21 protein-coding genes are annotated in these 26,104 nt (G+C 46.7%); 14 read left to right on the forward strand and 7 right to left on the reverse strand.

Annotated elements, in window-relative coordinates; translation table 11 throughout:
• Nucleotides 1–141 precede the first annotated feature (141 nt).
• The gene (gene bolA, locus YWE_RS0113205; RefSeq protein ID WP_029094969.1) at nucleotides 142–456 is read right to left on the reverse strand and encodes a transcriptional regulator BolA; all 315 of its coding nucleotides are present in this window, start codon (nucleotides 454–456) and stop codon (nucleotides 142–144) included.
• Between the two features lie 468 nt (nucleotides 457–924).
• On the opposite strand from bolA, the gene YWE_RS0113210 reads away from it, so the two are divergent.
• Nucleotides 925–1,512, forward strand: a complete 588-nt coding sequence (locus tag YWE_RS0113210; protein ID WP_029094970.1) for a YajG family lipoprotein — start codon at nucleotides 925–927, stop codon at nucleotides 1,510–1,512.
• Between the two features lie 51 nt (nucleotides 1,513–1,563).
• Nucleotides 1,564–3,072 carry a muropeptide MFS transporter AmpG gene (gene ampG / locus YWE_RS0113215; protein ID WP_029094971.1) on the forward strand — a complete coding sequence of 503 codons (1,509 nt, stop codon included), beginning with the start codon at nucleotides 1,564–1,566 and terminating at the stop codon, nucleotides 3,070–3,072.
• 55 nt (nucleotides 3,073–3,127) lie between these two features.
• Here the strand turns inward: ampG and araD are convergent, their stop codons facing one another.
• The 3 genes from araD to YWE_RS0113230 form a co-directional block, all read right to left on the reverse strand.
• The gene (gene araD / locus YWE_RS0113220; RefSeq protein WP_029094972.1) at nucleotides 3,128–3,823 is read right to left on the reverse strand and encodes an L-ribulose-5-phosphate 4-epimerase; all 696 of its coding nucleotides are present in this window, start codon (nucleotides 3,821–3,823) and stop codon (nucleotides 3,128–3,130) included.
• Nucleotides 3,824–4,142: 319 nt separating this feature from the next.
• On the reverse strand, nucleotides 4,143–5,645 hold the full coding sequence (gene araA, locus YWE_RS0113225) for an L-arabinose isomerase (protein WP_029094973.1): 1,503 nt from the start codon (nucleotides 5,643–5,645) through the stop codon (nucleotides 4,143–4,145).
• A gap of 55 nt (nucleotides 5,646–5,700) precedes the next feature.
• Nucleotides 5,701–7,380 (reverse strand): ribulokinase, encoded by a 1,680-nt coding sequence (locus YWE_RS0113230; protein WP_036016032.1) that lies wholly within the window; start codon nucleotides 7,378–7,380, stop codon nucleotides 5,701–5,703.
• Between the two features lie 395 nt (nucleotides 7,381–7,775).
• On the opposite strand from YWE_RS0113230, the gene YWE_RS0113235 reads away from it, so the two are divergent.
• The 8 genes from YWE_RS0113235 to YWE_RS0113270 all read left to right on the forward strand — a co-directional run bounded on the left by YWE_RS0113235 (nucleotide 7,776) and on the right by YWE_RS0113270 (nucleotide 17,746).
• Nucleotides 7,776–8,759, forward strand: a complete 984-nt coding sequence (locus YWE_RS0113235; protein ID WP_029094975.1) for an arabinose ABC transporter substrate-binding protein — start codon at nucleotides 7,776–7,778, stop codon at nucleotides 8,757–8,759.
• A 159-nt stretch (nucleotides 8,760–8,918) separates the two neighbouring features.
• Nucleotides 8,919–10,439, forward strand: coding sequence for an L-arabinose ABC transporter ATP-binding protein AraG (gene araG / locus YWE_RS0113240; protein WP_036016035.1), 1,521 nt, complete (start codon nucleotides 8,919–8,921; stop codon nucleotides 10,437–10,439).
• 18 nt (nucleotides 10,440–10,457) lie between these two features.
• Nucleotides 10,458–11,462: an L-arabinose ABC transporter permease AraH gene (gene araH / locus YWE_RS0113245; protein ID WP_029094977.1), complete on the forward strand. Its 1,005-nt coding sequence runs from the start codon at nucleotides 10,458–10,460 to the stop codon at nucleotides 11,460–11,462.
• Between the two features lie 25 nt (nucleotides 11,463–11,487).
• Nucleotides 11,488–12,384, forward strand: a complete 897-nt coding sequence (araC, locus tag YWE_RS0113250; protein WP_029094978.1) for an arabinose operon transcriptional regulator AraC — start codon at nucleotides 11,488–11,490, stop codon at nucleotides 12,382–12,384.
• Between the two features lie 677 nt (nucleotides 12,385–13,061).
• Nucleotides 13,062–14,045 (forward strand): autoinducer 2 ABC transporter substrate-binding protein, encoded by a 984-nt coding sequence (locus YWE_RS0113255; protein WP_029094979.1) that lies wholly within the window; start codon nucleotides 13,062–13,064, stop codon nucleotides 14,043–14,045.
• Between the two features lie 287 nt (nucleotides 14,046–14,332).
• The gene (locus YWE_RS0113260) at nucleotides 14,333–15,814 is read left to right on the forward strand and encodes a sugar ABC transporter ATP-binding protein (protein ID WP_029094980.1); all 1,482 of its coding nucleotides are present in this window, start codon (nucleotides 14,333–14,335) and stop codon (nucleotides 15,812–15,814) included.
• Complete coding sequence (locus YWE_RS0113265; RefSeq protein WP_029094981.1) at nucleotides 15,807–16,781, forward strand: ABC transporter permease; 975 nt, start codon at nucleotides 15,807–15,809, stop codon at nucleotides 16,779–16,781. Before YWE_RS0113260 ends, YWE_RS0113265 begins: the two co-directional genes overlap by 8 nt.
• Before the next feature lie 2 nt (nucleotides 16,782–16,783).
• The gene (locus YWE_RS0113270; RefSeq protein WP_029094982.1) at nucleotides 16,784–17,746 is read left to right on the forward strand and encodes an ABC transporter permease; all 963 of its coding nucleotides are present in this window, start codon (nucleotides 16,784–16,786) and stop codon (nucleotides 17,744–17,746) included.
• 207 nt (nucleotides 17,747–17,953) lie between these two features.
• Here YWE_RS0113270 and YWE_RS0113275 read toward each other — a convergent pair whose 3' ends face one another.
• Nucleotides 17,954–18,445, reverse strand: coding sequence for a YajQ family cyclic di-GMP-binding protein (locus tag YWE_RS0113275; protein ID WP_029094983.1), 492 nt, complete (start codon nucleotides 18,443–18,445; stop codon nucleotides 17,954–17,956).
• 242 nt (nucleotides 18,446–18,687) lie between these two features.
• On the opposite strand from YWE_RS0113275, the gene yajL reads away from it, so the two are divergent.
• Nucleotides 18,688–19,275, forward strand: a complete 588-nt coding sequence (yajL, locus tag YWE_RS0113280; RefSeq protein ID WP_029094984.1) for a protein deglycase YajL — start codon at nucleotides 18,688–18,690, stop codon at nucleotides 19,273–19,275.
• A gap of 80 nt (nucleotides 19,276–19,355) precedes the next feature.
• Here the strand turns inward: yajL and thiI are convergent, their stop codons facing one another.
• Both thiI and YWE_RS0113290 read right to left on the reverse strand, forming a co-directional pair.
• Entirely contained in the window at nucleotides 19,356–20,804 is a 1,449-nt protein-coding gene (thiI, locus tag YWE_RS0113285; protein ID WP_029094985.1) for a tRNA uracil 4-sulfurtransferase ThiI, read from the reverse strand.
• Nucleotides 20,805–21,084: 280 nt separating this feature from the next.
• Nucleotides 21,085–22,527: a protein adenylyltransferase SelO gene (locus YWE_RS0113290; protein ID WP_029094986.1), complete on the reverse strand. Its 1,443-nt coding sequence runs from the start codon at nucleotides 22,525–22,527 to the stop codon at nucleotides 21,085–21,087.
• Between the two features lie 515 nt (nucleotides 22,528–23,042).
• Here YWE_RS0113290 and xseB point away from each other — a divergent pair.
• The 3 genes from xseB to dxs are packed head-to-tail and all read left to right on the forward strand — an operon-like array spanning nucleotide 23,043 to nucleotide 26,093.
• Nucleotides 23,043–23,285 (forward strand): exodeoxyribonuclease VII small subunit, encoded by a 243-nt coding sequence (gene xseB, locus YWE_RS0113295; protein WP_029094987.1) that lies wholly within the window; start codon nucleotides 23,043–23,045, stop codon nucleotides 23,283–23,285.
• Nucleotides 23,285–24,190, forward strand: a complete 906-nt coding sequence (ispA, locus tag YWE_RS0113300; RefSeq protein ID WP_029094988.1) for a (2E,6E)-farnesyl diphosphate synthase — start codon at nucleotides 23,285–23,287, stop codon at nucleotides 24,188–24,190. Before xseB ends, ispA begins: the two co-directional genes overlap by 1 nt.
• Before the next feature lie 37 nt (nucleotides 24,191–24,227).
• Nucleotides 24,228–26,093, forward strand: a complete 1,866-nt coding sequence (gene dxs / locus YWE_RS0113305) for a 1-deoxy-D-xylulose-5-phosphate synthase (protein ID WP_029094989.1) — start codon at nucleotides 24,228–24,230, stop codon at nucleotides 26,091–26,093.
• Nucleotides 26,094–26,104 lie beyond the last annotated feature (11 nt).

Below are 26,104 nucleotides of genomic sequence, written 5' to 3' on the forward strand. Positions count from 1 at the left end.
CCGCGCATTGTTAATGAGTCGAGAAAAGAGCAAATATTGATGAGAGATAAATAATAATAGCTTCCCTCACCTGCTCCCGACTCAAGGTCTCAATAAGACAAAAAGGCTGTCAGAACAGCAGTCTAACACTAATAAAGCCATTTATCCTAAACGACTACCGCCGCGACATGCCGGCGAGTCTGGTGCACCATTTTGCAGCAATTCCCACTCTTTTGGCGTATATGTATGCAAAGCCAGCGCATGAATCTGCTGTTCCAGCTCTTCTTTCAGCAATTGATAAATGATTCGATGGCGGGCTAACAGACGCTGGCCTTCAAAAGATTCACTACTGATAACCACCTTAAAATGGCTTTCTGCACCAACCGGAACGCTATGCTGATGGCTTTCATCAACCACTTCGATATAAGTTGGTGACAAAGCGTCTATCAGTTTTTTTTCAACTCGATCCCGCATCATAAAAGCCTCCGGGGATTATGGCTAGCTAACAGGCAAGTCACGACATATGAGTCAAACAGACTTAACCAGTATCCTGACCCATTTATTTACAGCCCCTAATAGTAGCTGTAGTCGCTGTTTTTTGCACTGAACTGATATAAAGCGCGTTATTTTTACCAAGACGCCAATAAAATAACGATAAATTGAGTAAAGAATTTGAATTTTACCTAATGATTTAGCATCCTGCCTCTTCCTCAGCCTACGAGCAGTGATATGATATGCGCTGCTTGATATAAAGCGGGTAAAAACTAAGACACCAGATCGGCGCATTGAATAGTAATTAAAACCTGATATCGAACAAAAAGTACGGTTACACAACCAAGTAACTATTGGTAGATGCCAATAGAGTATGTATCGACTGATGATGCCATTATCAATCCGGTACACATGGAAAATAAATTAAATTTTAAAAGGTCTACCGTGAAAAAAATGACTACGCTCCAACGCCTTCTTTTCCCTTTATTGGCGCTGTTTATTCTTGCCGGTTGTTCAAACCGTCCGGAAACAACATTGACCATAGATCCGCCGATGGTTATGCCAACCCAAGATCCTGGCCTGATGGGGGCAACTATCAGCGTTAATAGCGCCGACCTTCGTCAAGATGCGGCTTTAGCCAAAGTTAACCGTAAAGGTCAGCTACTGGTATTAACCCCTTCACGGGATCTGCGTTTCTTAATGCAAGAAGCGCTTGAAAAGCAGATGCGTGCCCGCGGTTACATGGTTGGTCCTGACGGCAGCATTAACGTCCAGATCGTTATTAACCAGCTCTTCGCTGACGTACAAGAAGGCGATCTTCGCTATAACATTACCACCAAAGCTGACTTCTCTATTATCAGCCAGGCAAAGAACGGCGCTTCACAAACCAAAAACTTCCGTTCAAGCCATAGCGTTTCTGGTGCATTTACTGCCACCAACAAAAATATTGAGAAAGTCGTGAATGAAGCTTTAGCCGATATTTTTAACGAAATGGCTCAGGACACCAGCGTAAGCGAATTTATTAAACAAAATGCTCGCTGATTTCTTTATCCCATCCCCTGACTGCGCTAGCGGCAGGGGAATATCGCTATCATGATGAATAACAATCTGAAATCCTCTAAGCGGCGCGATACTCTTATACTGCTGCTGCTTGGTTTTGCCTCAGGGCTGCCTTTAGCGTTAACCTCGGGCACCTTTCAGGCATGGATGACCGTTGCCGGTTTAGATTTAACAACCATCGGATTTTTCTCATTAGTTGGCCAGGCTTACGTATTTAAGTTTCTCTGGTCACCTTTGATGGATCGCTATCATCTGCCGTTTCTTGGCCGCCGCCGTGGCTGGTTGTTGTTAACCCAGGTGGCGCTGGTTATTTTGATTTTTGCCATTGGCTGCCTGAATCCTCAAAGCGATCTCTGGCTGATGGCCGGTCTGGCTGTGCTCATCGCCTTCTTTTCTGCTTCACAAGATATTGTCTTTGACGCCTATAAAACCGATATTTTGAGCGCCGACCAAAGAGGTAACGGTGCAGCCGTTTCCGTCTTGGGCTATCGGATAGCTATGTTGGTTTCCGGTGGCTTAGCGTTATGGATTGCGCACTACTATCTTGGCTGGCGATCAACCTACTGGTTGATGTCGGCGTTAATGATTATCGGCATTATTGCAACCTTAAATGCCCGAGAGCCGACAACAGAGATACCGACCCCTCGCACAATTGAACAAGCGATTCTCGAGCCTTTAAAAGACTTCTTCGGCCGTAATAATGCTTGGCTAATTTTATTGTTGATTGTGCTCTACAAGATGGGCGATGCCTTTGCGGGTAGCCTGAGCACCACATTTCTGATCCGCGGAGTTGGATTTAACGCAGGCGAAGTCGGTCTGGTCAATAAAACTCTCGGTCTGCTGGCGACGATCGTTGGTGTACTCATCGGCGGTATGTTAATGCAGCGGTTAACCCTGTTCCGCGCTCTGATGATATTTGGGATCCTTCAGGCCGTATCAAACTTCGGCTATTGGATTTTAGCGGTTACCGATAAGAATATTATCACTATGGGTAGCGCTATTTTCTTCGAAAACCTCTGCGGGGGAATGGGAACAGCGGCCTTTGTTGCTCTGCTGATGACCCTATGTAATCGCTCCTTCTCCGCGACCCAATTTGCCCTGTTATCGGCATTATCTGCCGTTGGGCGGGTTTATGTCGGCCCGGTAGCCGGTTGGTTTGTCGAACTGTATGACTGGCCGCTGTTCTATCTGTTTACCATTGTTGCCGCCGTTCCCGGTCTACTTCTGCTGGCTATTTGTCGTCAGACGCTGGAATACACACAACAGACGGACAGTTTCTTGCCCAGAAACCTCTTCCCTGCCCAATATAATCTGGCGATTAAGTTCTTGATTGCCGGTTGCTATATGCTGGCTATCAGACTGCTTTTATTGTTCTGGGATCTGATCTTCGCCAAATTACATCCTCTGAGCTCAATGGAATCCAACCTAATGGCATATCTGAAAGAGTTTTTGATGGGTGGCGGAATGCTACTTTGCATTATCGGAGTGGTACTGGGCTGTCTGCTGGATTATATCTCGATTAGGCGGAAACAAACTCTGTGATAAAAAAAGCGCACGGCCAGTTGGCAATGCGCTTTTTTACTCATCAGTGAATGACTTACTGACCGTAATAGGCATTCTTTCCGTGTTTACGCAGATAGTGTTTATCCAATAACTCTTGCTGCATCGGACCTAAGTCAGGCGCCAATTGAGAAGTAAACAGATTCATATAGGCAATCTCTTCCAGTACCACCGCGTTATGCACGGCATTATCCGGATCGGTTCCCCAAGCAAACGGCCCGTGAGAATTAACTAATACCGCCGGTACATCTTTCGCTGTGATCCCTCTGGCGGCGAAGGTATCTACGATCACATTACCGGTTTCACGCTCATACTCACCGGCGATTTCCTGATTTGTCATACGGCGAGTACAGGGAATTGCGCCATAGAAATAGTCAGCATGAGTGGTTCCCCAAGCGGCTAAATCACGCCCGGCCTGAGCCCAAATAGTGGCATGGCGAGAGTGAGTATGAACAATTCCGCCAATTTCAGGGAATGCACGATACAGCACTAGGTGAGTTTCAGTATCTGATGACGGTTTTTTAGTTCCTTCCACCACTTTGCCGGTTTCCAGACTCACCACAACCATATCGTCAACGGTCATATGCTCATATTCAACGCCCGATGGCTTAATCACAATCACGCCGTGTTCACGGTCAACGCCGCTGACATTACCCCAAGTGAACGTCACCAGATTATGGCGAGGCAAAGCCAAATTAGCGTCAAGGACCTGTTGCTTTAGTTGGTTATACATAGAAAAAACCTTATAGAAATAGATATTTGATAAAGCCATTTTTTGAGAAAAATAAACCAGAATAAATGATTCAGTGGCCGTTCTCTTAGTTTTTGGCCTTTGCCCTTATCAATGAGCACTTGAACTCAGCTGACATAAAAAATTTAGCATCAGCAGCATGGATGCTGCGAAAGACAAAGCGACCTGAGTTCCCGTGCGGGGACGCGGGTCAAGGGGCCACTATGGCCCCTTGTCGATCGCGTGTAATGTGGGTTATGGAAACGGTTCACGATTGGCGAACCAACCTCTCGGTATTCTTACCTGTAATTACCCATCACTATTAACGACAGATTTTATAATAAACCTCATTCCAGCGGATCTGATTCTTAAAGTCCGGAATTCGGGTTTCATTATCAATCAGCAGCAGCTCGATACCACACATCTCAGCATAAATACGTAAATGCTCAATATCCAGCGACTGAGTGAATACCGTATGGTGAGCGCCACCGGCCAAAATCCACGCCTCAGCGGCAACGGCCAGCGATGGCTGAGTTTTCCATACCGCATGAGCAACCGGCAACTTAGGCAGCGCATGAGGTGGCTCAATAGCATCTACCGCATTAACCAACAGGCGGAAGCGATCGCCCATATCAATCAGGCTGGCATTCAACGCCGGACCGGCAGGTGCAGAGAAAATCAGGCGCGCCGGATCGTCTTTACCGCCAATGCCTAAGTGCTGTACATCCAGCAGCGGTTTTTCTTCACGGGCAATTGACGGGCACACTTCCAGCATATGTGAACCCAGTACCAAATCGTTACCCGGTTCAAAGTGGTAGGTGTAATCTTCCATAAAGGAAGTTCCACCTTTCAGGCCGGATGACATAACTTTCATAATGCGTAGCAATGCTGCGGTTTTCCAGTCGCCTTCCGCTCCGAAACCATAGCCTTGCTGCATCAGGCGTTGCACTGATAGCCCCGGAAGCTGTTTTAAGCCATACAAGTTTTCAAAGGTGGTGGTGAAAGCCCCGAAGTTACCCTGCTCTAAGAACTTTTTGATTCCCAGCTCAATACGGGCAGCATCTAACAGGTTAGCGCGCTTAGCGCCATTAACTTTAACTACGTCAGTCAGGCGATAGCTGGCTTCGTACTCATCAATCAACGCATTGATGTCGCCTTGAGACACCGCATCAACCACAGAGACTAAATCACCGAGCGCATACCCATTAACCGCATAGCCGAATTTAATCTGCGCAGCGACTTTATCACCGTCGGTTACGGCAACTTCACGCATATTGTCACCAAAACGGGCAACTTTTAAATTCTGGCTTTCATACAGACCGGCCGCAACGCGCATCCAGCGATCCAGCTTGTGGTGAACGTCTTTGTCTTTCCACGAACCAACAACCGCGGTGTATTCATTACGCATACGCGCACCGATAAAACCGAATTCACGGCCACCGTGGGCAGTCTGATTGAGGTTCATGAAATCCATGTCCATGGTGTCCCATGGAATTTCATTACGATATTGAGTATGCAACTGCAACAACGGTTTTTCTAACAGGCTTAAACCTGCAATCCACATTTTTGCCGGAGAAAAAGTGTGCAGCCAAGTGACGATACCTACGCAACTTTTTGCATAGTTAGCCTCACGACACAGCGTGACAATCTCATCCGGCGTGGTTGCCAGAGGCTTAATCACCAGCTTAATTGGCAATTTAGCTTCTTTATTTAAGCCATTAACAACTTCGTCAGCTTGCTGAGTGACCTGTTTCAGAGTCTGTGGTCCGTACAGGTGTTGGCTACCAATAACAAACCAAACTTCTAACTGATTAAAGACGTTCATATAAACTCCCATTATTGTGGCCTACTCTTCAGCAAGCTAATCGTAAATTCAGAGATTAACTATTGGGTTGTACGGCGTAGCAAGGCTCCGCTGCGGCACCCCATTGTTGGTAACGTTGATACAGTTTTTCGTACTGTGCTGCGCGAACCGGATCCGGCGTCAAAGTGCGTTCAATCGGGCTGGCCATATGTTCCTGAGCTTCAGGAATTGAACCATGAACGCCTGCGGCTACGGCAGCAAAAATTGCTGCACCTAACGCACAGCACTGGTCTGATTCGACAATCTGTAGCGGACGATTCATTACATCGGTACACACTTGCATAATAACCGGTGACTTACGGGCAATACCGCCCAGAGCCAAAACGTTTTCAACCGGAATATCCTGATCGATAAAGCATTCCATAATGGCTCTGGCGCCAAATGCGGTTGAGGCAATAAATCCGCCAAATAGGGTTGGTGCATCAGTGCCCAAATTCAGATCGGTAATCACGCCTTTCAGGCGCTGGTTGGCAAATGGCGTTCTGCGGCCGTTAAACCAATCAAGCACTACCGGTAACTTATCCAGCGACGTTTGCTGAGCCCATGCTTCAGTCAGTGCAGGTAACAGATTTGATTCGACTTGTTTAAGTGCCGGAGCCAGCTCCGGGTTTTGCTCAGCCGCATGTTGCAGCGGCCATGACAGTAACCGGCTGTACCAGGCATACATATCACCGAATGCCGATTGGCCGGCTTCCATACCGATAAGCCCCGGTACTACGCTGCCATCAACCTGACCACAAATACCGGCAACGGCACGATCACCGACTAATTCATTATCAGCCAGCAAAATATCGCAGGTAGAAGTACCAATAACTTTAACCAGTGTATAAGGCTGTGCACCTGCACCTACCGCACCCATATGGCAGTCAAACTCGCCGCCGGAAAGCACAACGGTATCCGGTAGGCCAAGGCGTTGAGCCCATTCTTTAGTGATACGACCAACCGCCTTCTCAGCGGTATGGGTTTCAGTGAACATCGGATAAGTCAGATTTTCGACCAGAACAGGATCCAATGCCTGCAAGAAATCCCGCGGAGGCAAGCCGTTCCATTCAGGGTGCCATAACGCTTTATGACCGGCAGCACAGCGGCCGCGCATAATATTATCCGGAGCTTGTGTACCGCTTAGCAATGCAGGAACCCAGTCGCAAAGCTCAACCCACGACGTAGCGGCTTCACTTACAGCGCGGTCAGCACGGGATACATGAAGAATTTTCGCCCAAAACCATTCAGAGGAGTAAATGCCACCGATATAGCGGGAGTAATCACCGAAACGCCCGCTATGACAAAGGCGGTTAATCTCTTCAGCTTCTTCTATTGCCGTATGATCTTTCCATAAAACAAACATCGCATTGGGGTTATCGGCAAATTCAGGCCGGAGGGCTAAAACACGGCCTTCACTGTCAATAGGCGCCGGCGTTGAACCGGTAGTGTCTACGCCGATACCAACAATATTCAGACGCTGTTCAGGCGTTAGCATCGCCACTACCGCCTTAATAGCCTGCTCCATAGACTCAATGTAATCTAATGGATGATGGCGGAACTGGTTTTCCGACGCATGGCAAAACAACCCCTGTTTCCAGCGCGGGTAATAAACCACTTCGGTGGCAATTTCAGAGCCTTCTATGCAGTCGACCGCCAGGGCCCGTACGGAATCACTTCCAAAATCAAGTCCAAGGGTAATAGCGCCTTTTGACATAAAAACCTCTAACGAATAAATGGATAAAAGACTATGGGATACCATAAGAAAATCCCACAAAATCAGCGAGGAGTCATTAGCTAGATATATGAACAATCCTGCTTTCGTAGACAAGATTGTGATCTAGTTCAAAGGATAAATACATCACATTTCCACTGAATACATGAACAATCTTGCTGTAATTTTTATTTGTGATGCCGGTCTGATAACTGTGGGTGTTTTATGGTTAAAACTTACCCTACGTTATTTGGCCAAATAAAAAATCTTCCGATAAAACAATTTATATCAGTCTATTATTTTATTCAGCCAATAGCTTAGCAATAGTGAATCTCGCTGTATCGATACCAACATGACGAAATTTCGCCACACAGAAAAGCACAGGAGAGATAAAAGATATGCATAAATTTACTAAGGCCGTTGCTGTTATAGGATTATCGCTGATTATGTCACATTCAGCTATGGCTGAAACGATGAAGCTCGGATTTTTAGTCAAACAACCGGAAGAACCTTGGTTCCAAACTGAGTGGGCATTTGCCGATAAAGCAGGAAAAGATCTTGGCTTTGATGTTATCAAAATTGCCGTTCCTGACGGTGAAAAAACCCTCAATGCAATCGATAGTCTGGCCGCCAGTGGCGCAAAAGGCTTCGTTATTTGTACACCAGATCCTAAATTAGGCTCAGCCATTATGGCAAAAGCCAATAGCTACGGTTTAAAAGTCATTACCGTTGACGACCAGTTTGTTACTGCCAAAGGCAAACCGATGGAAAATGTGCCGTTAGTTATGATGGCTGCCAGCAAAATCGGTGAGCGTCAGGGTAACGAACTGTGGAAAGAGATGAATAATCGCAAATGGAATGTGGCTGAAACTGCGGTCATGGCCATTACCTCAAACGAACTGGATACCGCTCGCCGCCGCACTAACGGTTCAATGGATGCATTAAAAGCCGCCGGCTTCCCGGAAAAACAAATCTATCAGGTTCCAAGTAAATCTAACGATATCCCTGGATCATTCGACGCCGCAAACTCAATGTTGGTACAACACCCTGAAGTTAAAAACTGGCTGATTGTCGGCTTCAATGACAACACCATTCTGGGTGGCGTTCGCGCAACTGAAGGCCAAGGGTTTAAACCTGAAAACGTTATCGGCATTGGTATCAACGGCGTTGATGCGGTCAATGAATTATCTAAATCTAAAGCAACCGGCTTCTATGGCTCACTGCTACCAAGCCCGGACATTCACGGCTATAAGAGCATTGAAATGCTTTATAACTGGGAAACTAAAGGGGTTGAGCCTGAGAAATTTACTGAAGTTACCGACGTTGTATTAATTACCCGCGATAACTTTAAAGCGGAACTGGAAAAGAAAGGCCTGAATTAATCGTTATACCGGCAGGCTGATCCAATTGGCCTGCCGATTCTCCACCATACCAATGACATAAATAGAAAGCACTGAATCCGCCTATTTAGGTGTTATCCCTGCACATTAAAAGCCGGATGCAGTCGAGCTGTAAGTCATACGAGCGTTAAGGAATATATTATGCCAACGCAGCAACCACCTTATCTCGAATTCTGTAATATCAGTAAAACATTCCCGGGTGTAAAAGCCTTACAAAACATTAGCTTTAGCTGCTCGACCGGTGAAATACACGCGCTAATGGGTGAGAATGGTGCGGGTAAATCGACGCTGCTAAAAATACTCAGTGGTAATTATGATGCCACCGAGGGTGAAATAAAAATTAAGGGCCAGCCGGTAAAGTTTAATAACACCATGGATGCCCTGAATGCCGGAATTGCCATTATTTATCAGGAGTTACATTTAATTCCGGAAATGACCGTTGCCGAAAATATTTATCTCGGACAACTTCCGACCAAGGCCGGCATGGTAGACAGAAAAATTCTCAATTTTGAATCCCGCGTTCAGTTAGAACATTTAGGGTTGGATATTGACCCGGATACGCCGTTGAAATACCTCTCTATTGGCCAATGGCAAATGGTTGAAATCGCCAAAGCACTCGCCCGAAATGCCAAAGTCATCGCCTTTGATGAACCAACAAGCTCCCTTTCAGCCCGCGAAATAGAACAGCTGTTTCGCGTTATTCGCGAACTCAGAGCGGAAGGCCGGGTCATTTTGTATGTCTCCCACAGGATGGAAGAGATCTTTGCCCTGAGTGATGCCGTAACCGTATTTAAAGACGGTTGCTATATGAAAACCTTCACCGATGTGCCAAACCTTACCCACGATGCTTTGGTTCAAACCATGGTAGGACGTGATATCGGTGATATTTATGACTATAAACCTCGCCCGCTTGGCGAAGTTAGATTTGAACTGAAATCGGTTAAAGCGCCGGGTGTTAAGCATCCGATCAGTTTTCAAGTTCGTCAGGGAGAAATCGTCGGTCTGTTTGGTTTGGTAGGCGCGGGCAGAAGTGAGCTGCTTAAGTCTCTGTTTGGTGCCACCCGCATTACCGGTGGCAGCATTGAGCTGGACGGCCACCCCATTAACATTACTACCCCTATCGACGGCATTACCAAAGGCATCATGCTTTGCCCGGAAGATCGTAAAGCTGAAGGCATCATCCCGGTACATTCAGTTAAAGACAATATCAATATCAGCGCCCGTCGTAAGACGTTAACCGCCGGTTGTCTGATCAACGAAAGCTGGGAAAACGAAAACGCGGATATCCGCATCAATGAACTCAACATTAAAACACCAACGGCTGAGCAGCTGATTATGAACCTGTCCGGCGGTAACCAACAAAAAGCGATTCTTGGCCGCTGGCTGTCTGAAGAGATGAAGGTCATCTTGCTGGATGAGCCGACAAGGGGAATCGATGTGGGTGCTAAGCACGAAATTTATAACGTGATTTATGAACTGGCTAAACGAGGTATTGCCGTGGTATTTGCCTCCAGCGATCTGCCAGAAGTCCTCGGCCTTGCCGACCGAATTCTGGTTATGCGTGAAGGTTCACTGTCAGGAGAATTAACTCATGACGGCGCAACTGAACAGAAAGCATTGAGCTTAGCCATGTTAAATACTACCGCTGATGCGGTTGCCTAACAGAGAAGGAAAATCTTCATGTCGACCATACCAACAACCTCAGTATCAGCAAAAGAATCTGGCGCCAAAGCCAGTAATCAAATGAGTCTGTCAAAAATTTGGGACAGCTACGGCATGCTGGTGGTTTTTGCCGTACTGTTTATTGCCTGCGCCCTGTTTATTCCTAATTTTGCATCCTGGATTAATATGCGCGGGTTAGGCCTGGCTATTTCAATGTCAGGCATGGTCGCCTGCGGAATGTTATTCTGTCTGGCCTCCGGTGACTTTGACTTATCCGTCGCCTCTATTATCGCCTGCTCCGGCGTAACCGCTGCCGTGGTGATAAATCATACTGAAAGCATCACCTTGGGCATCGCCGCCGGCTTGCTGCTCGGCGTAGCCTTCGGTTTACTCAACGGCTTTGTTATTGCTCGTTTGAAAATCAACGCATTAATTACAACGCTGGCAACCATGCAAATCGCCCGTGGTTTAGCCTATATCATTTCAGATGGTAAAGCGGTTGGCATTGAAGATGAACGTTTCTTCACGCTGGGAAGCACCAGTTGGCTGGGGATGCCTCTTCCTATCTGGATAACGCTGTTCTGCTTTATTCTGTTCGGATTCCTGCTCAACAAAACCACTTTTGGTCGCAATACGCTGGCGGTTGGTGGCAACGAAGAAGCCTCTCGTTTAGCCGGCGTTCCGGTAGTTCGGACTAAGATTATTATCTTTGCATTATCAGGCCTGATTTCCGCTGCTGCAGGCATCATACTGGCTTCGCGTATGACCAGCGGCCAGCCAATGACATCGGTTGGTTATGAGCTGATTGTTATCTCTGCCTGCGTATTGGGAGGAGTGTCACTAAAGGGTGGTATTGGTAAAATATCTTATGTTATTGCTGGCGTATTGATTCTAGGTACGGTAGAAAATGCGATGAACCTTTTGAATATCTCGCCGTTCTATCAATATGTTGTGCGTGGTCTAATATTACTTGCCGCCGTTATTTTTGACCGTTACAAGCAACTGGCGAAACAAAAAGCCTAGTAGCCAACAGCCCTGAGGAAACAACGTGTATCAACGAATTGCACCTGACTCACAGCCAGATCCTCTGCTTCCCGGATACTCATTTAATGCGTATCTGGTCGCAGGCTTGACACCCATTATCGTTGACGGGCCCCTCGACTTCTTTATCGATCGGCCCAACGGAATGAAAGGTTATATTTTAAATTTAACCATCAAGGGACAGGGCCAGATTTTCGATGGCCAGGATGCACTCTTCTGTAACCCCGGCGATATGCTGTTGTTTCAACCCAAAGAATCACACTACTACGGACGTTCACCAAACAGTGACTGTTGGTATCATCGTTGGATCTATTTCCGCCCTCGGGCATATTGGGCTGATTGGTTAGAATGGTATAGCCAAACCCATAAAGTTGGCCGCATGGCTCTTCCGTCTGAGGCTTTACAGGATGAATTTGAACAGCTGTTTATTTCCATTGAACAAACTCATCAGTCCGGCAGGCGATTGTCTGAAGAGTTAGCGATGAATCTACTTGAGCGCCTGTTGTTGCGCTGTATGGAAGAAGATCCTCAGTCGCCGCAGAAGATAATGGATCCGCGCATTATTGAAGCCTGTCAGTATATGACCAGCAATCTTTCTGACGATGTGCGTATTGAAGATATTGCCAATCACGTTTGTCTGTCCCCTTCCCGCCTTGCCCATCTGTTCCGCGAGCAGGTGGGTATCAATATGCTGCGCTGGCGTGAAGACCAGAGGGTTATTCGGGCAAAACTGCTGTTGCAAACTACTCAGGAATCGATTGCCAGCATCGGACGTATTATCGGTTATGACGACCAGCTCTACTTTTCACGGGTATTCCGTAAGCGGGTCGGAGTAAGCCCTAGCGACTTTCGGCGACGTAACATGGAATTGACGACTTATCCTGAATCTGCAGAGTCGCTCTAGCAGATAAATTCAACGCTTCTAATACAAAAATACTCAGCGGGAAGATAAGTAAATTATCTTCCCGTTATTTTATTATCGCATTCTCTTTATCTGGAGAGCCTTATATTATATATAGGTGCCACGTTTCAGCTTTATTAATAGCAAATAACATTATGCTCATTTATTATGCGTATTTATCTTTCATATTTTGCTGCTTATTAATAATAGTAAAAACTCATCTTTTCCATGATACTGAGTTTACTTACTACACATATAGATAGCCTGATAAGCGATTATCTTCACAACGATAAAAAATAGCTGATTAATCCCTATAGACTGAAAGGTAAACCTCGCTGAATTAACAACCAACTAATTTGTGATCGCCGTCCCAAAATAGAATGGCAGCGTAAAAATCCATGTAAATAGCGAATATTTACATAACCATTTCACCATTAAAACTCTACAGTCCTCATGCAATAACAACATCAATAGCGGCTTTAACTAAAACGGTTAAGCTTTACTAAATTGTATTTAGTTTTATTTTGTAGCTAACTTTTACATAACACCACGTAGTATAATATGGAAGATTCAGTTTTTTCCCCGCAGTATGTGACGGAAAAAGAACACAGCATCCGCCGATCTAACGGTAAAGGATGTTTTATCTGTTTGCTATATTTAGCACCAGCCAGAGGTATACGATGAGTAAAATGAATTTAAAAAAATTATTATCCGTCAGTTTGCTGGGAATAATGGTTTATTCCACCGGAGCAATGGCAAAAGAAGTGGAAGTCGTTAATATTTCAAAAATAGCTGGCATGCCTTGGTTTAACCGTATGGGTGATGGCGTTACTGATGCTGGTAAAGATTTGGGAATTAAAGCCTATCAGGTTGGCCCTTCCAGTACTGATGCCCCACAACAAGTTAAAATCATTGAAGATTTAATTGCTAAAAATGTCTCGGCAATTACCATTGTTCCGAATGACGCCGATGTGTTGGAACCAGTATTCAAAAAAGCACGCAGTGCCGGAATTGTTGTACTGACTAACGAATCACCGGGACAACCAAGCGCAAACTGGGACGTTGAAATCATCGACAATGCTAAATTTGCAGCAGACAACGTTGAAGAAATGGCTAAAGCCATGGGCGGTAAAGGCGGTTACGTTATCTACGTTGGTGGATTAACCGTTCCTCAGCACAACCTTTGGGCTGACCTGTTTGTTAAATACCAGAAAGAACACTATCCGGAAATGTTTGAAGTCACCAGCCGCATGCCGGTTGCTGAAAACATTGATGATGCCCGCCGTACAACCTTAGATTTAATGAAAGCTTACCCGGAAATGAAAGGCGTGATTGCTTTCGGTTCTCAGGGTCCGATCGGTGCCGGCCGTGCAGTTAAAGAAAAACGCGCTCGTGATAAAGTATTCGTCTTCGGCATGATGATTCCTTCACAAGCGGCGTCTTTAGTTAAGAGCGGTGATATCGCGATGGGCGTAACCTATGATCCGGCATCTGCGGGTTATGCGTTAACCGCCGTTGCCAACAAAATTATCAAAGGCGAAGAAATCACTAAAGACTTAGAGATTCCAAACCTGGGTAAAGCTGATGTCGATATGGAAAAACGCGTAATTAAGTTCCATAAAGTCCTGCGCGTAACCAAAGATAACGTTGATAGCTTGTATTAATGGATTGATACCCAAGTGACCGGCGTTATCGCAGTGCTACATATAGCTCGCTGCAACAGCGCCAAATACTCAGGGTAACTAATACGTCCTTGCCGATAACCTGCGGCAGGGACGTATTCTATGGATTCGCATAAAATTGGTACATCCCTAAGTTACTTCGAGATGCAGGTAGGCGGCAATTGAAAGAGTCCCAATGACTTACTCCAGTAAGTGATTCGCGGGAGTAAGTGCAGCCAACACCCCAACATTCTGAAGGGCGACGGGTATACAGCCAGTAAGAGGTAGAAATGACACCCTTTATTTCACTGGGAAACATCAGTAAGACCTTCTATGGCGTGAAGGCCCTGGACAACATGGCATTAACGCTGATCCCTGGAGAAGTCCACTGTTTGGCCGGGCAAAATGGCTGTGGTAAATCAACGCTGATAAAAATCATCTCCGGTGTTTATCAACCGGACGCCAACGCTGAAATCATTATTGATGGCAAACAATACACAAATCTCTCTCCAATAGACTCCGTCAAAGCGGGCGTTCAGGTTATCTATCAGGATTTGTCGTTGTTCCCTAACCTGACCGTGGCTGAAAACATCGGTATTAACCAGTATCACCACCATATGCTGGTTAACAAACGTGAAATTCGCCGTATCGCTGAACTCACAATAAAAAGCATTGATGCCAAACTGGATCTTGATGCCACGGTAGAATCCCTGCCAATCGCTCAGCGCCAGATCGTGGCCATCTGCCGGGCACTGTCTCAGGAAGCCAAGCTGATCATTATGGATGAGCCTACGGCCTCATTAACCATGCAGGAAGTAAAAGGCTTGCTGCGTGTAGTTCACGACCTGAAAAAGCAGAATATCTGTGTGGTTTTTGTCAGCCACCGTTTAGATGAGGTTATGGAGATTTCTGACCGTATTACCGTGCTAAAAGACGGAAAGTTGGTTGGTACCTACCCTGCATCAGAAATAGACAATAAGAAACTGGCCTTCCTGATGACAGGAAAAGAATTCTCTTATGCCGTGCTGCCACCGATTACCCAAAATAATGATGTCGCACTGGAAATCAAAAATCTCAGCCGCGGTGAAGAATATAAAAACGTATCCCTTAGCGTTCATAAAGGTGAAATCGTTGCCATTACCGGGCTGTTAGGCGCTGGCCGCACCGAGCTTTGCCTCAGCCTGTTCGGTTTAACTAAACCGGATTCAGGTCAGATTCTGTTGGAAGGAAAACCGGTCAACTTTTCCAGTAACCGCGATGCGGTAAAAGCCGGTGTCGGTTATGTCTCTGAAGATCGGATGAGCACCGGTCTGGTCATGGAGCAATCCATTAACGACAACATTATTTCAACCGTGCTCGAACGTTTAAAAACTCCGCTGCAACTGCTCGATAAATCTAAGGCCGATAAAGTCGTTAGCGATTTAGTTGAACAGTTAACCATAAAGATTGGTAGCGTTCATTTACCGGTCAATACCTTATCTGGTGGTAATGCTCAACGTGTTGCCATTGCAAAATGGCTGGCAATTAATCCTAAGGTTCTCATTTTGGATGCGCCAACCGTGGGCGTCGATATCGCCAATAAGGCAGGGATTTATCAGATTATTTCTGCCCTGTCGCAAAAAGGAATCGCCGTACTCATGATTACCGATGAGATCGATGAAGCATTCTTTAACAGTCATCGGATTTTAGTCATGCGTAAAGGCGAGATTACTGCCGAGTTTTTACCGGGACAAACAACGGAAGCCGCACTGGCAGAGGTAGTAAATGGTTAATAAATTAGGGATAAAACCCCATGAGATATTTCTGGGCTTAACCATATTGGTGATTGGTGGATACCTTTCATTCGCCACCGCTGACTTTATGACGTTTGGCAATATCTACGATTTAGTCAATAACTACGCGATGTTGACTATTCTGGCCTGCGGTCTGTTCATCGTACTGATTTCAGGCGGTATTGATATTTCATTCCCGGCAATGACGATCATTTCACAGTACGTTATGGTGACGCTGATTCAGGGAACAACCGGCAACTTTGCCATCGCTTTTGCCCTGTCTGGCGGTATTGGTCTGCTGCTGGGGCTGGTCAATGCGGTATTAGTTAATCGGTTAAAAGTCCCGTCGATCATCATAACTATTTCAACGCTGAATATTTTCTATGGCCTGTTGCTTTATCTGACCAAAGGTATCTGGCTGTATAGCTATCCTGAGTGGTTTGAACAAGGTATTTCACTGTTTCAGTTTACCGCCGCAGATGGTTATGACTATGGTCTGAACTTACCGATCATTACGCTGGTTGTTGTCGTTGCCCTGACGGGTTTCATCATGAACCGGACCAGCATTGGCCGAATGATTTATGCCATGGGCGGTAATAAAGAAGCCGCTTCCCGTATGGGGTTTGGCATTCTTAAATTACAGCTGTTTGTCTATGGCTATATGGGGCTGATGTCCGGCGTTGCGGGCGTTGTTCAGTCAGCAACGGTCTTAACCGTCGCGCCTGATTCACTATTAGGTTATGAGTTAACGGTTCTGGCTGCGGTAGTGCTTGGCGGAACCAGCATTGTGGGCGGCCGGGGAACGCTATTAGGCACCCTGCTGGGCGTTATTTTATTAGCCGTATTACAAAATGGACTCAACCTGTTAGGCATCTCCTCTTACTGGCATACGGTGGTTACGGGTTTAGTTATTGTCGTAAGTATTAGTATGACGGCATGGAGCCAGCGTAAAGGTCAGGGGGCATAACCATGAGCGCAAGAAAAGTAAAAGATAATGTAGAGATCTACTTAAGCCTGCTGATTGGTGTTGTGGTCGTTGCCTTCAGTATCCTTATGCCTGATATTTTCTGGTCATCGGCTAACTTCCAGTCTATCGCCTCTCAGATGCCGGTGCTTGGCGTATTAGCGCTGGCCATGGCGGTCACTATGCTGACAGGCGGAATCAACCTGTCGATTATTGCCACCATGAATGCCTGTGGTTTAGTGATGGCCTGGGTAGCGACTAACTACCCACCGACTATTGGCAGCATGGCGCTGGTCGTTCTGGCCGGTATGGCAATGGCGATTATCATTGGTGGTATCAACGGATTTTTAATCGCGGTAGTTAGGGTTTCACCGATTCTGGCCACGCTGGGAATTATGACCCTGCTTAACGGTATCAATATTTTGATATCCAAAGGCTCGGCGATTTCTAACTTCCCGGATTATATTCTGACCATCAACAGCACTAATCTGCTGGGGATTCCGGTCCCGCTATTGGTGTTTTTAGCCGTAGTTGCGGTTATGTGGGTTATTTTAGAGAAGTCAGCCTTTGGCCGGACAATCTATCTGATCGGCTCTAACGAACAGGCAACCCACTATTCCGGTATTAATACCCGTAAGACGATCGTTTGGGTTTATATCCTGTCATCGATGCTATGCGTAATTGCAGCCCTGCTTATGATGTCAAAACTTAACTCAGCGAAAGCCTCTTACGGCGAGTCTTATCTGCTGGTATCGATTCTGGCTGCGGTATTGGGCGGTATTAATCCCGATGGCGGATTCGGTAAAGTCTTCGGCATGGTAATGGCACTGATACTGCTGCAAATGCTGGAGAGCGGGCTGAATATTCTCGGCGTAAGTAGCTATATTACTATGGCTCTCTGGGGCGGGCTGTTGCTGGCGTTTATCTTCCTGAAGGGGATTAACCTTTCGCAGCTGTTTAAGAAATAAGATTTCTCTTCCGTGAAAAAGGCCCGATAAATATCGGGCCTTTTTAGTCTAATGGCGAAATAGCTTAATTTAATGACAGCGTAAATTTCGTCCGTAAAGAGAAAGACGGTTACTGCGGGTGCTCCGATGGCTTACGCCACTACGACCCGAGCGGCGGCCTCACCCTCAAATTAACTATTTTTAACACCATTCATGCTGAAGTTCCGACTAATCTCTAAAGTTATTAAACTGGAACGGTTGCCCCAGTTCAGCGCCTCTGATCAACGCCATTACGCCCTGTAGATCATCACGAGCCTTGCCGGTTACCCGCACCTGATCGCCCTGAATTTGAGCCTGAACTTTTAACTTACTGTCTTTGATCAGCTTAACCACTTTCTTTGCCATTTCGGCTTCAATACCCTGCTTGAGCTTCACTTCAACGCTGTAAGTTTTACCGCTGTGTACAAACTCTTCTGGAATGTCTAAGGCACCGGCATCAATACCGCGCTTAGCTAACTTCTCACGCAGAATATCCAGCAGTTGCTGAACCTGAAATTCTGATTCGCTGGTTGCCTTAATAGTTTCATTCTTTTCATTAAGATCGAAGCTGGCCGGTACGTTGCGGAAATCCCAACGCGTTGTGAGCTCACGGCTGGCATTCTCTACGCCGTTACGCACTTCAGGCATATCAATTTCAGAAACGATATCGAAAGATGGCATAAAATTCTTCCTTTTTAATAATGGGTCTTTTAATGAAAATTCTACCCAAATTAATTAACGTTGCAATAAGATAGCCAGCGAGAGAGACTCGATGAGCTTACTAACGTAAGTGATTCGGGTGAACGAACGCAGCTAACGGCGGTGCAACTTCAAGTAAGAAAGGTATAATGTTATGCATGATACCCGTTATCCACCGGCCTGCAAAACTTCAGGCTGAAAATCCTGATTAAAAGGACCTCAAAATGACACCTAGAGCGCTGGTTTGTCTGGCTCATGGCAGTGAAGAAACCGAAGCCGTTACCACTATCGACCTGTTAGTCAGGGCCGGTATTCAGGTTACTACTGCCAGCGTTGAAGGCGATGGCTGTTTGCAAATCGTCTGTTCACGGGGAGTCAAACTACTGGCTGACTACCCGCTGGTTGACGTTGCCGATGAACACTTTGATGCGGTCATTCTCCCCGGTGGCGTAAAAGGCGCTGAGTGTTTTCGTGATAGCCCTTTACTGGTAGAGCGAATTCGCCAAACTCACCTGAGTGGCAATATCGTTGCGGCCATATGCGCCTCTCCGGCCTTGGTGCTGGAACACCATAAGTTATTCCCGCTGGGCAATATGTCGGTCAATCCGGATTTCAAACACCTTATACCGGAAAATAAGTGGGTAGACCGCAGGGTCACTTATGATGAGCGGGTAAATCTGGTCACCAGTCAGGGCCTAGGTACGTCAATTGACTTTGCTCTTAAGCTAATCGAGCTGCTGGTGAGTAGAGAGAAAGCGGCTGAAGTGGCGGGCCCGCTGATGGTAGCACCGGGGATTTACGCCTATATCTGATGATTAAAATCGGGCGCAAACAACTAAGTTGGTCACGCCCGTTTATTACTGGAATTAAATAGCTGGCCGGCTTATCAGCCTTAAGCCCGATAAACCTTCACATTACTATGACCCTGTTCGATCAAATAAAGTGCCTGCAGGCGGCTCATTACGCCACGATCGCAATACAGCAAATAGGTCTTTGATTTATCCAGCTCGCTGAATGCCGTTCCCAGCTTGTAAAACGGTATCTTTTCTACCGTCACGTCTTCAAGTTTCAACGGCTGACTATCAGCTTCATCCGGTGCACGGATATCCAGAATCACGTCATTGGTACCAAAAGCCGCCACGGTTTCAACTTCAGCCACCTGAGCCTGAGTCTGTTCTGCAATCTGGCGGATATCGATATTAACCGCTTCATCAACCACGCGATCCAGAATCGTAAAGTCGAACTTAGCCTCTTCAGCTTCAATTTTGGCTTTTATCGCTTTAACCGTCGGGCTCTTAGAGATCACACCGCAATATTCAGGCATGGTTTTAGCAAAATCTTCAGTGCCGATTTTGCGAGCCATATCAATGATATGTTCTTTATCGTGGGAAATTAACGGACGCAGAACTAACGTATCCGAAGCATTATCAATCAGTCGCAGGTTGGTTAATGTCTGGCTGGAAACCTGACCTAACGCTTCACCGGTAACAATCGCCTGAACGCCATAACGCTCGGCCATTGCAGAAGCTGCGCGGACCATCATACGTTTAAGCACCACACCCATCTGGCCGTCATCCACATTCTCCAGAATTTCCCCCACTACCGGAGCAAAATCGATCGAGATAAAGCGGACTTTATGCGAACTACCGAATCGGCTCCAAAGATAGTGAGCAACCTGCTTTACCCCAATCTCATGAGCTGCACCGCCCAGATTAAAGAAGCAGTAATGAACCCGACAGCCACGGCGCATCAACATATAGCTGGAAACACCGGAATCGAAACCACCGGAGATCAGTGACAGAACGTCTTCCTGAGTGCCTATAGGGAAACCGCCCAAGCCCGCATAGCGGCCCTGAACCATAATCAGGCGATCGCCTTCTATTTCCAGATTAACCGTCACGTCAGGGTGATTTAACTTAACTTTAGCCGATTCGATATGTTGATTTAAGCCGCCGCCGACGTAGCGCTCAACGTCCTGAGAGTTAAACTCTTGCTTACCGCGACGCTTAACCCGTACGCAGAAAGTCTTACCTTCTAACTGGTCGCGAAAGTTAGCCAGAGTTTGCTCGAAAATATCATGCATATCGGTATAAGGTGTGTCATCCACGGCAAGAATATGGTGGATACCGGGAATTCTCATTAGCTCGTCACGAATTATCGGGCACTTAGACTGATCTTTGGTGGTCACTTCCAGATGGTCCCAGTGGCGGATAACTGAACATTCTTCGTCGTGTTGTCTCAACACATTACGGACGCTCCCGGTTAAGATTTTGATAAAGCGCTTACGTACAGTGACGCTTTTAATTGTAATTTCCGGGAATAGCTTAATGATAAACTTCATGATAGTTGCGATTACTTACGTAGTTAGAACGAATGAAAAGGGATGATATGGCGATAATGACCATAGCGTTTCTGGGCGTGGAGTATACACCCGGATTAGGGTTTTAGTCACAGATCTTCTGTCAGGAAGAGAAGATTTATCAGCTAGCATGAGTGATTAAAACATCAGAAAAGCGGTAGTTTACCCGCCCCTTATTTCGTTCAACTTCTCGCCGCTAACGGAGACACCTAAAGCATAGATATCACCGATGCGGCGGAAATTTTCTTTATTAACCAAAATATTAGCTGGAACAGGAAATCTCTAACGTCTTACCCCAGTCCGGGGGCAACTGAGCCAAGTCGTCATATTCCGGTGACTCAGAATAAGGATCCATCAGTCCGTGATGCAAATGTTCCAGCACGCTGACATCATCATTTTCAGCCGCCTCTATCGCCTGTTGGGCCAGGTAATTACGCAGAATTCTTTTAGGATTAACGCTATTCATGACCTGCTGTCGATGTTCGTCGCTGACCCGATCTTGCTGAAGGCGAGCTACCCATTGCTGATACCAGCGATCAAATGCCTCGCGATCGATAAAATCATCCCGCAGAGCAATACTAGAGCTGGCCTGCTCTACCGTACCCAACAATCGGAAAGTCTGAGTGTAATCCCGCTTTTCTTTGGCCATTAAATCAAGCAAGCCGTTAAGCAAATCATTATCCTGAGGATCCTGAGTAAACATCCCCAGCTTTGCCCGCATCTGTCGGCCAAAGGCCACCATTAGCTCCGGCTCATAGGCGGCAAGCCCGGCCTGAAGTTGTTCCATCGTCATCAATCCTGATAACGCATTAGCCAGCTTATGCAAATTCCAGTAGGCCACAGCGGGCTGATTAGTAAAAGAATAACGCCCCTGATAATCGCTGTGGTTGCAGATATATCCCGGATTGTAATCATCCAGAAAGCCATAAGGCCCGAAATCTATTGTTAAACCAAGAATCGACATATTATCGGTATTCATCACACCGTGAGCAAAACCCACTGACTGCCATAGCGCAATCAGTCTTGCCGTCCGTTCGGCGATATCTTTAAACCATAAGAAATAGCGATCTGCTTGCTGTTTAAGCTCCGGCCAATGATGTTCAATTGCATAGTCTGCCAACTGGCGAACCTGCTCAGGCTGATTTCGATGATAGAAATGCTCAAAGTGGCCGAAACGGAGATGGCTGTCAGCCACCCTAAGCAACATCGCCCCGCGTTCCGGCTGCTCGCGGAATACCGGATTTTGACTGGTGACGATAGTTAATGCCCGGGTGGTCGGGATACCAAGATGATGTAATGCCTCTGAAGCAAGGAATTCTCGGATAACCGAACGCAAAACCGCCCTGCCGTCTCCCATACGGGAATAAGGCGTTAGCCCCGCGCCTTTCAGATGCCAGTCCACCTTTTTACCGTTAGCAAGCAGTTGCTCACCCAGCAAAATACCGCGCCCGTCGCCCAATTGACCGGCCCATGAACCGAACTGATGGCCGCTATATACCTGAGCCAGAGGTTTCATGTCAGGCAGGAGGTGTTCCCCGGTCCATAGCCCGCAACTTTCATCACTAAATAGCGAGTCATCCAACCCCAGCTCAGTTGCCAGCGGTGCGCTATAATAGAACAGTCGGGCATCTTTTAAGGGCGTCGGATTGAGGGGGGTATAGAACCCGGCCAGTTGGTCGTGGTAGGTATTAACAAATTTCAGCATGGCTACTTGGCATCGCATTATTCCTTGAATAACAATCAGTGTAGAACTTGTTACCATTGATTAACACTGACTAACCGTAGGGAAATTGACAATTGGTAGAAATAATCTTTTTTAACAAATGATTACTTTGATGCCATGCCCCGTCTGACCGGCTAACCTTTAATAGGTAAATTGCCATAATTCCGGACAAGTGCACAAATTCATCCTTAATTATCCTTTTTATAAATCGTTTAATGATAAACTGTGGCACAGATAAGATTCTCGTTAGCCGTTACTCAGCCTATATCCTTAGTCAGTTTGTGAAGATAATGGCCTGTTTTTAGTGGCGCTACGATAACCGGTTACAGCTTAATCAGGCTATTTCCCTATAAAAATACAGAACGTCATCAGGATAGCGCTTTCTGCTACTGGTATACGCTAGCAATAGCTTTATACTGGTGCGGTTATTTTAGGTATAGCTACGGCTATGAATCAGAACGACAACATTTAATCGAAGCAATATTAATATGCCCAAAATGCCAAAAAAAGCGCCACAATCAGCCAGTTTTGAAACTGCATTAAACGAGCTAGAACAGATCGTTAACCGCCTTGAAACCGGTGAACTTCCGCTGGAAGATGCGCTAAACGAATTTGAACGTGGTATTCAGCTTGCCCGTCAGGGCCAGCAACAGCTTCAACAAGCAGAACAGCGGGTACAAATACTGCTCAACAGCGATCCGGACGCATCTTTAACACCGTTTAACCCGGATGAAGCCTAATGCAGCCGTTATTTACTCAACTTCAGACAGAATGTCGCCATCGCGTTGACAGCGCGCTTAAGCAATATATCGATGCTCTGCCCTTTAATCAGGCTCCGCTGGTAGAAGCGATGCGCTATGGGGCTCTGCTTGGGGGAAAGCGTTTACGTCCATTTTTAGTCTACGCCACGGGCGAAATGCTCGGGCTATCGCTGGATAATCTGGACGCTCCCGCTGCCGCCATTGAATGTATTCATGCTTACTCGCTAATCCATGACGATTTACCGGCTATGGACGACGACGACTTACGCAGGGGCCAGCCAACCTGTCATATTAAGTTTGGTGAAGCCCACGCAATTTTGGCCGGTGATGCGCTACAAACTTTAGCTTTCTCTATCCTTTGCGATGCTGATATGCCCGCGGTAGCAACAATCGACCGCTTGGCAATGGTCAGCGAGCTCGCTCGCTCCAGTGGTGCAGCTGGTATGTGTGCCGGTCAGGCATTAGATTTAGAAGCGGAAAAACGGAAAATTGATCTGTCTGAACTGGAACGTATCCATCGCCACAAAACCGGAGCGCTGATTCGGGCGTCGATTCGGTTAGCCGCTCTGGCGGCAGGTGAACGCGGAAAAGCAGCCCTACCGCTGCTGGATCGCTATGCGAACGCCATCGGTCTGGCTTTTCAGGTTCAGGACGATATTCTCGACGTTATCGGGGCAACAGAGAAAACGGGAAAACGTCAGGGTTCTGATATACAACACGAAAAAAGCACTTACCCTGCGCTGCTCGGCCTTGATAACGCACAGAAAAAAGCACTGGACCTGTATCAGGAAGCCATGGATTCATTGTCTCTATTAGCTTCACAGTCTTATAATACGAGTTCACTGGAAGCGCTTGCCGGTTTTATTATCGAACGTGATAACTAAACTGAACTTTTAAGCCACTATTTTAGATGAGTTTTGGATGAGTCTTGATATAACCCAATATCCAACGTTGGCGTTAGTTAATAATCCCGACGATTTGCGCCTGATATCAAAAGATAAGCTGCCGAAGCTGTGTGATGAGCTGCGGCAATATCTGTTGAACAGCGTTAGTCGATCCAGTGGCCATCTGGCTTCTGGCCTTGGTACTGTAGAACTTACGGTTGCGTTGCACTATGTCTACAATACGCCATTCGACCATATCGTCTGGGACGTAGGCCATCAGGCCTATCCGCACAAGATCCTGACCGAACGCCGCGATCGTATGCCAACCATCCGTCAAAAAGATGGCCTTCACCCGTTCCCGTGGCGTGAAGAGAGTGAATACGATGTGCTGTCGGTTGGCCACTCATCAACGTCTATCAGTGCCGGCCTCGGGCTTGCCGTTGCGGCCCAACGTGAAGGCAAAGGACGCAGAACGGCATGCGTTATCGGTGATGGTGCAATTACCGCCGGAATGGCTTTTGAGGCGATGAACCACGCCGGTGATATCAAACCCGATATGCTGGTTATTCTGAATGACAATGAAATGTCGATTTCAGAAAACGTCGGCGCATTAAACAATCATCTGGCTCAGATTCTGTCAGGTAAGCTTTATTCATCTCTGCGTGAAAGCGGAAAAATAATGCTTTCCGGATTACCGCCAATTAAAGAGCTGGTCAAACGTACCGAAGAACATCTGAAAGGTATGGTGGTTCCGGGCACATTATTTGAAGAGTTTGGCTTTAACTACATTGGTCCGGTAGACGGGCATGACGTACAGGCTTTGGTACAAACGCTAAAAAATATGCGTAACCTAAAAGGCCCGCAGTTACTGCATATCATGACCAAAAAAGGTAAAGGCTATGCGCCTGCCGAAAAAGATCCCATCGGTTGGCATGGCGTACCTAAGTTTGATCCTGAAACCGGTACTCAGCAAAAAGGCGGCAGTTCATACCCGAGTTATTCCAACGTGTTTGGTGACTGGCTATGTGAAACAGCGGCAACGGATGACAAATTAATGGCCGTCACGCCGGCAATGCGTGAAGGCTCCGGGATGGTACGTTTTTCTAAAGAGTACCCTGAACAATATTTTGATGCGGCTATCGCTGAACAGCATGCGGTCACCTTTGCTGCGGGTCTGGCCATTGGCGGATTTAAGCCGGTGGTTGCTATCTATTCAACGTTCTTACAGCGTGCCTACGATCAGGTTATCCATGATGTCGCGATTCAAGGTCTTCCGGTCATGTTTGCTATTGACCGTGGCGGCATTGTTGGAGCTGATGGCCCGACCCATCAGGGGGCGTTTGATCTCAGCTTCCTGCGCTGTATTCCGAATATGGTCATTATGGCACCAAGCGATGAAAACGAATGTCGCCAAATGCTGCATACCGGTCATCAGTATCAAGATGGTCCGGTTGCCGTACGTTATCCTCGCGGAAACGGTACCGGTGCTGAATTAGAACCTTTAGCTATGCTGCCCATTGGCAAAGCGAAAGTTCGCCGTCAGGGCGAAAAGCTGGCAATTCTTAACTTTGGTACACTGCTGCCTGATGCCCTGAAAGCGGCAGAACAGCTGAATGCTACCGTAGTTGATATGCGCTTTGTTAAACCGCTGGATCAATCACTAATCCTCGAGTTAGCACAAAGCCATGATGCCTTAATTACGCTGGAAGAGAATGCTATTATGGGCGGAGCCGGCAGTGGTGTTAATGAACTACTAATGGCTCACCGTAAAGCGATTCCGGTATTGAATATTGGCCTGCCGGATAACTTTGTTCCACAGGGCGGCCAAGATGAAATTCGGGCCGATCTGGGGCTGGATGCTGAAGGTATTGTAAAGCAGATTAATACTTGGCTTGGCCAATAAATACTGACTAC

This window comes from Budvicia aquatica DSM 5075 = ATCC 35567, from assembly GCF_000427805.1.
GTDB classification, from domain to species: Bacteria; Pseudomonadota; Gammaproteobacteria; order Enterobacterales; family Enterobacteriaceae; genus Budvicia; species Budvicia aquatica.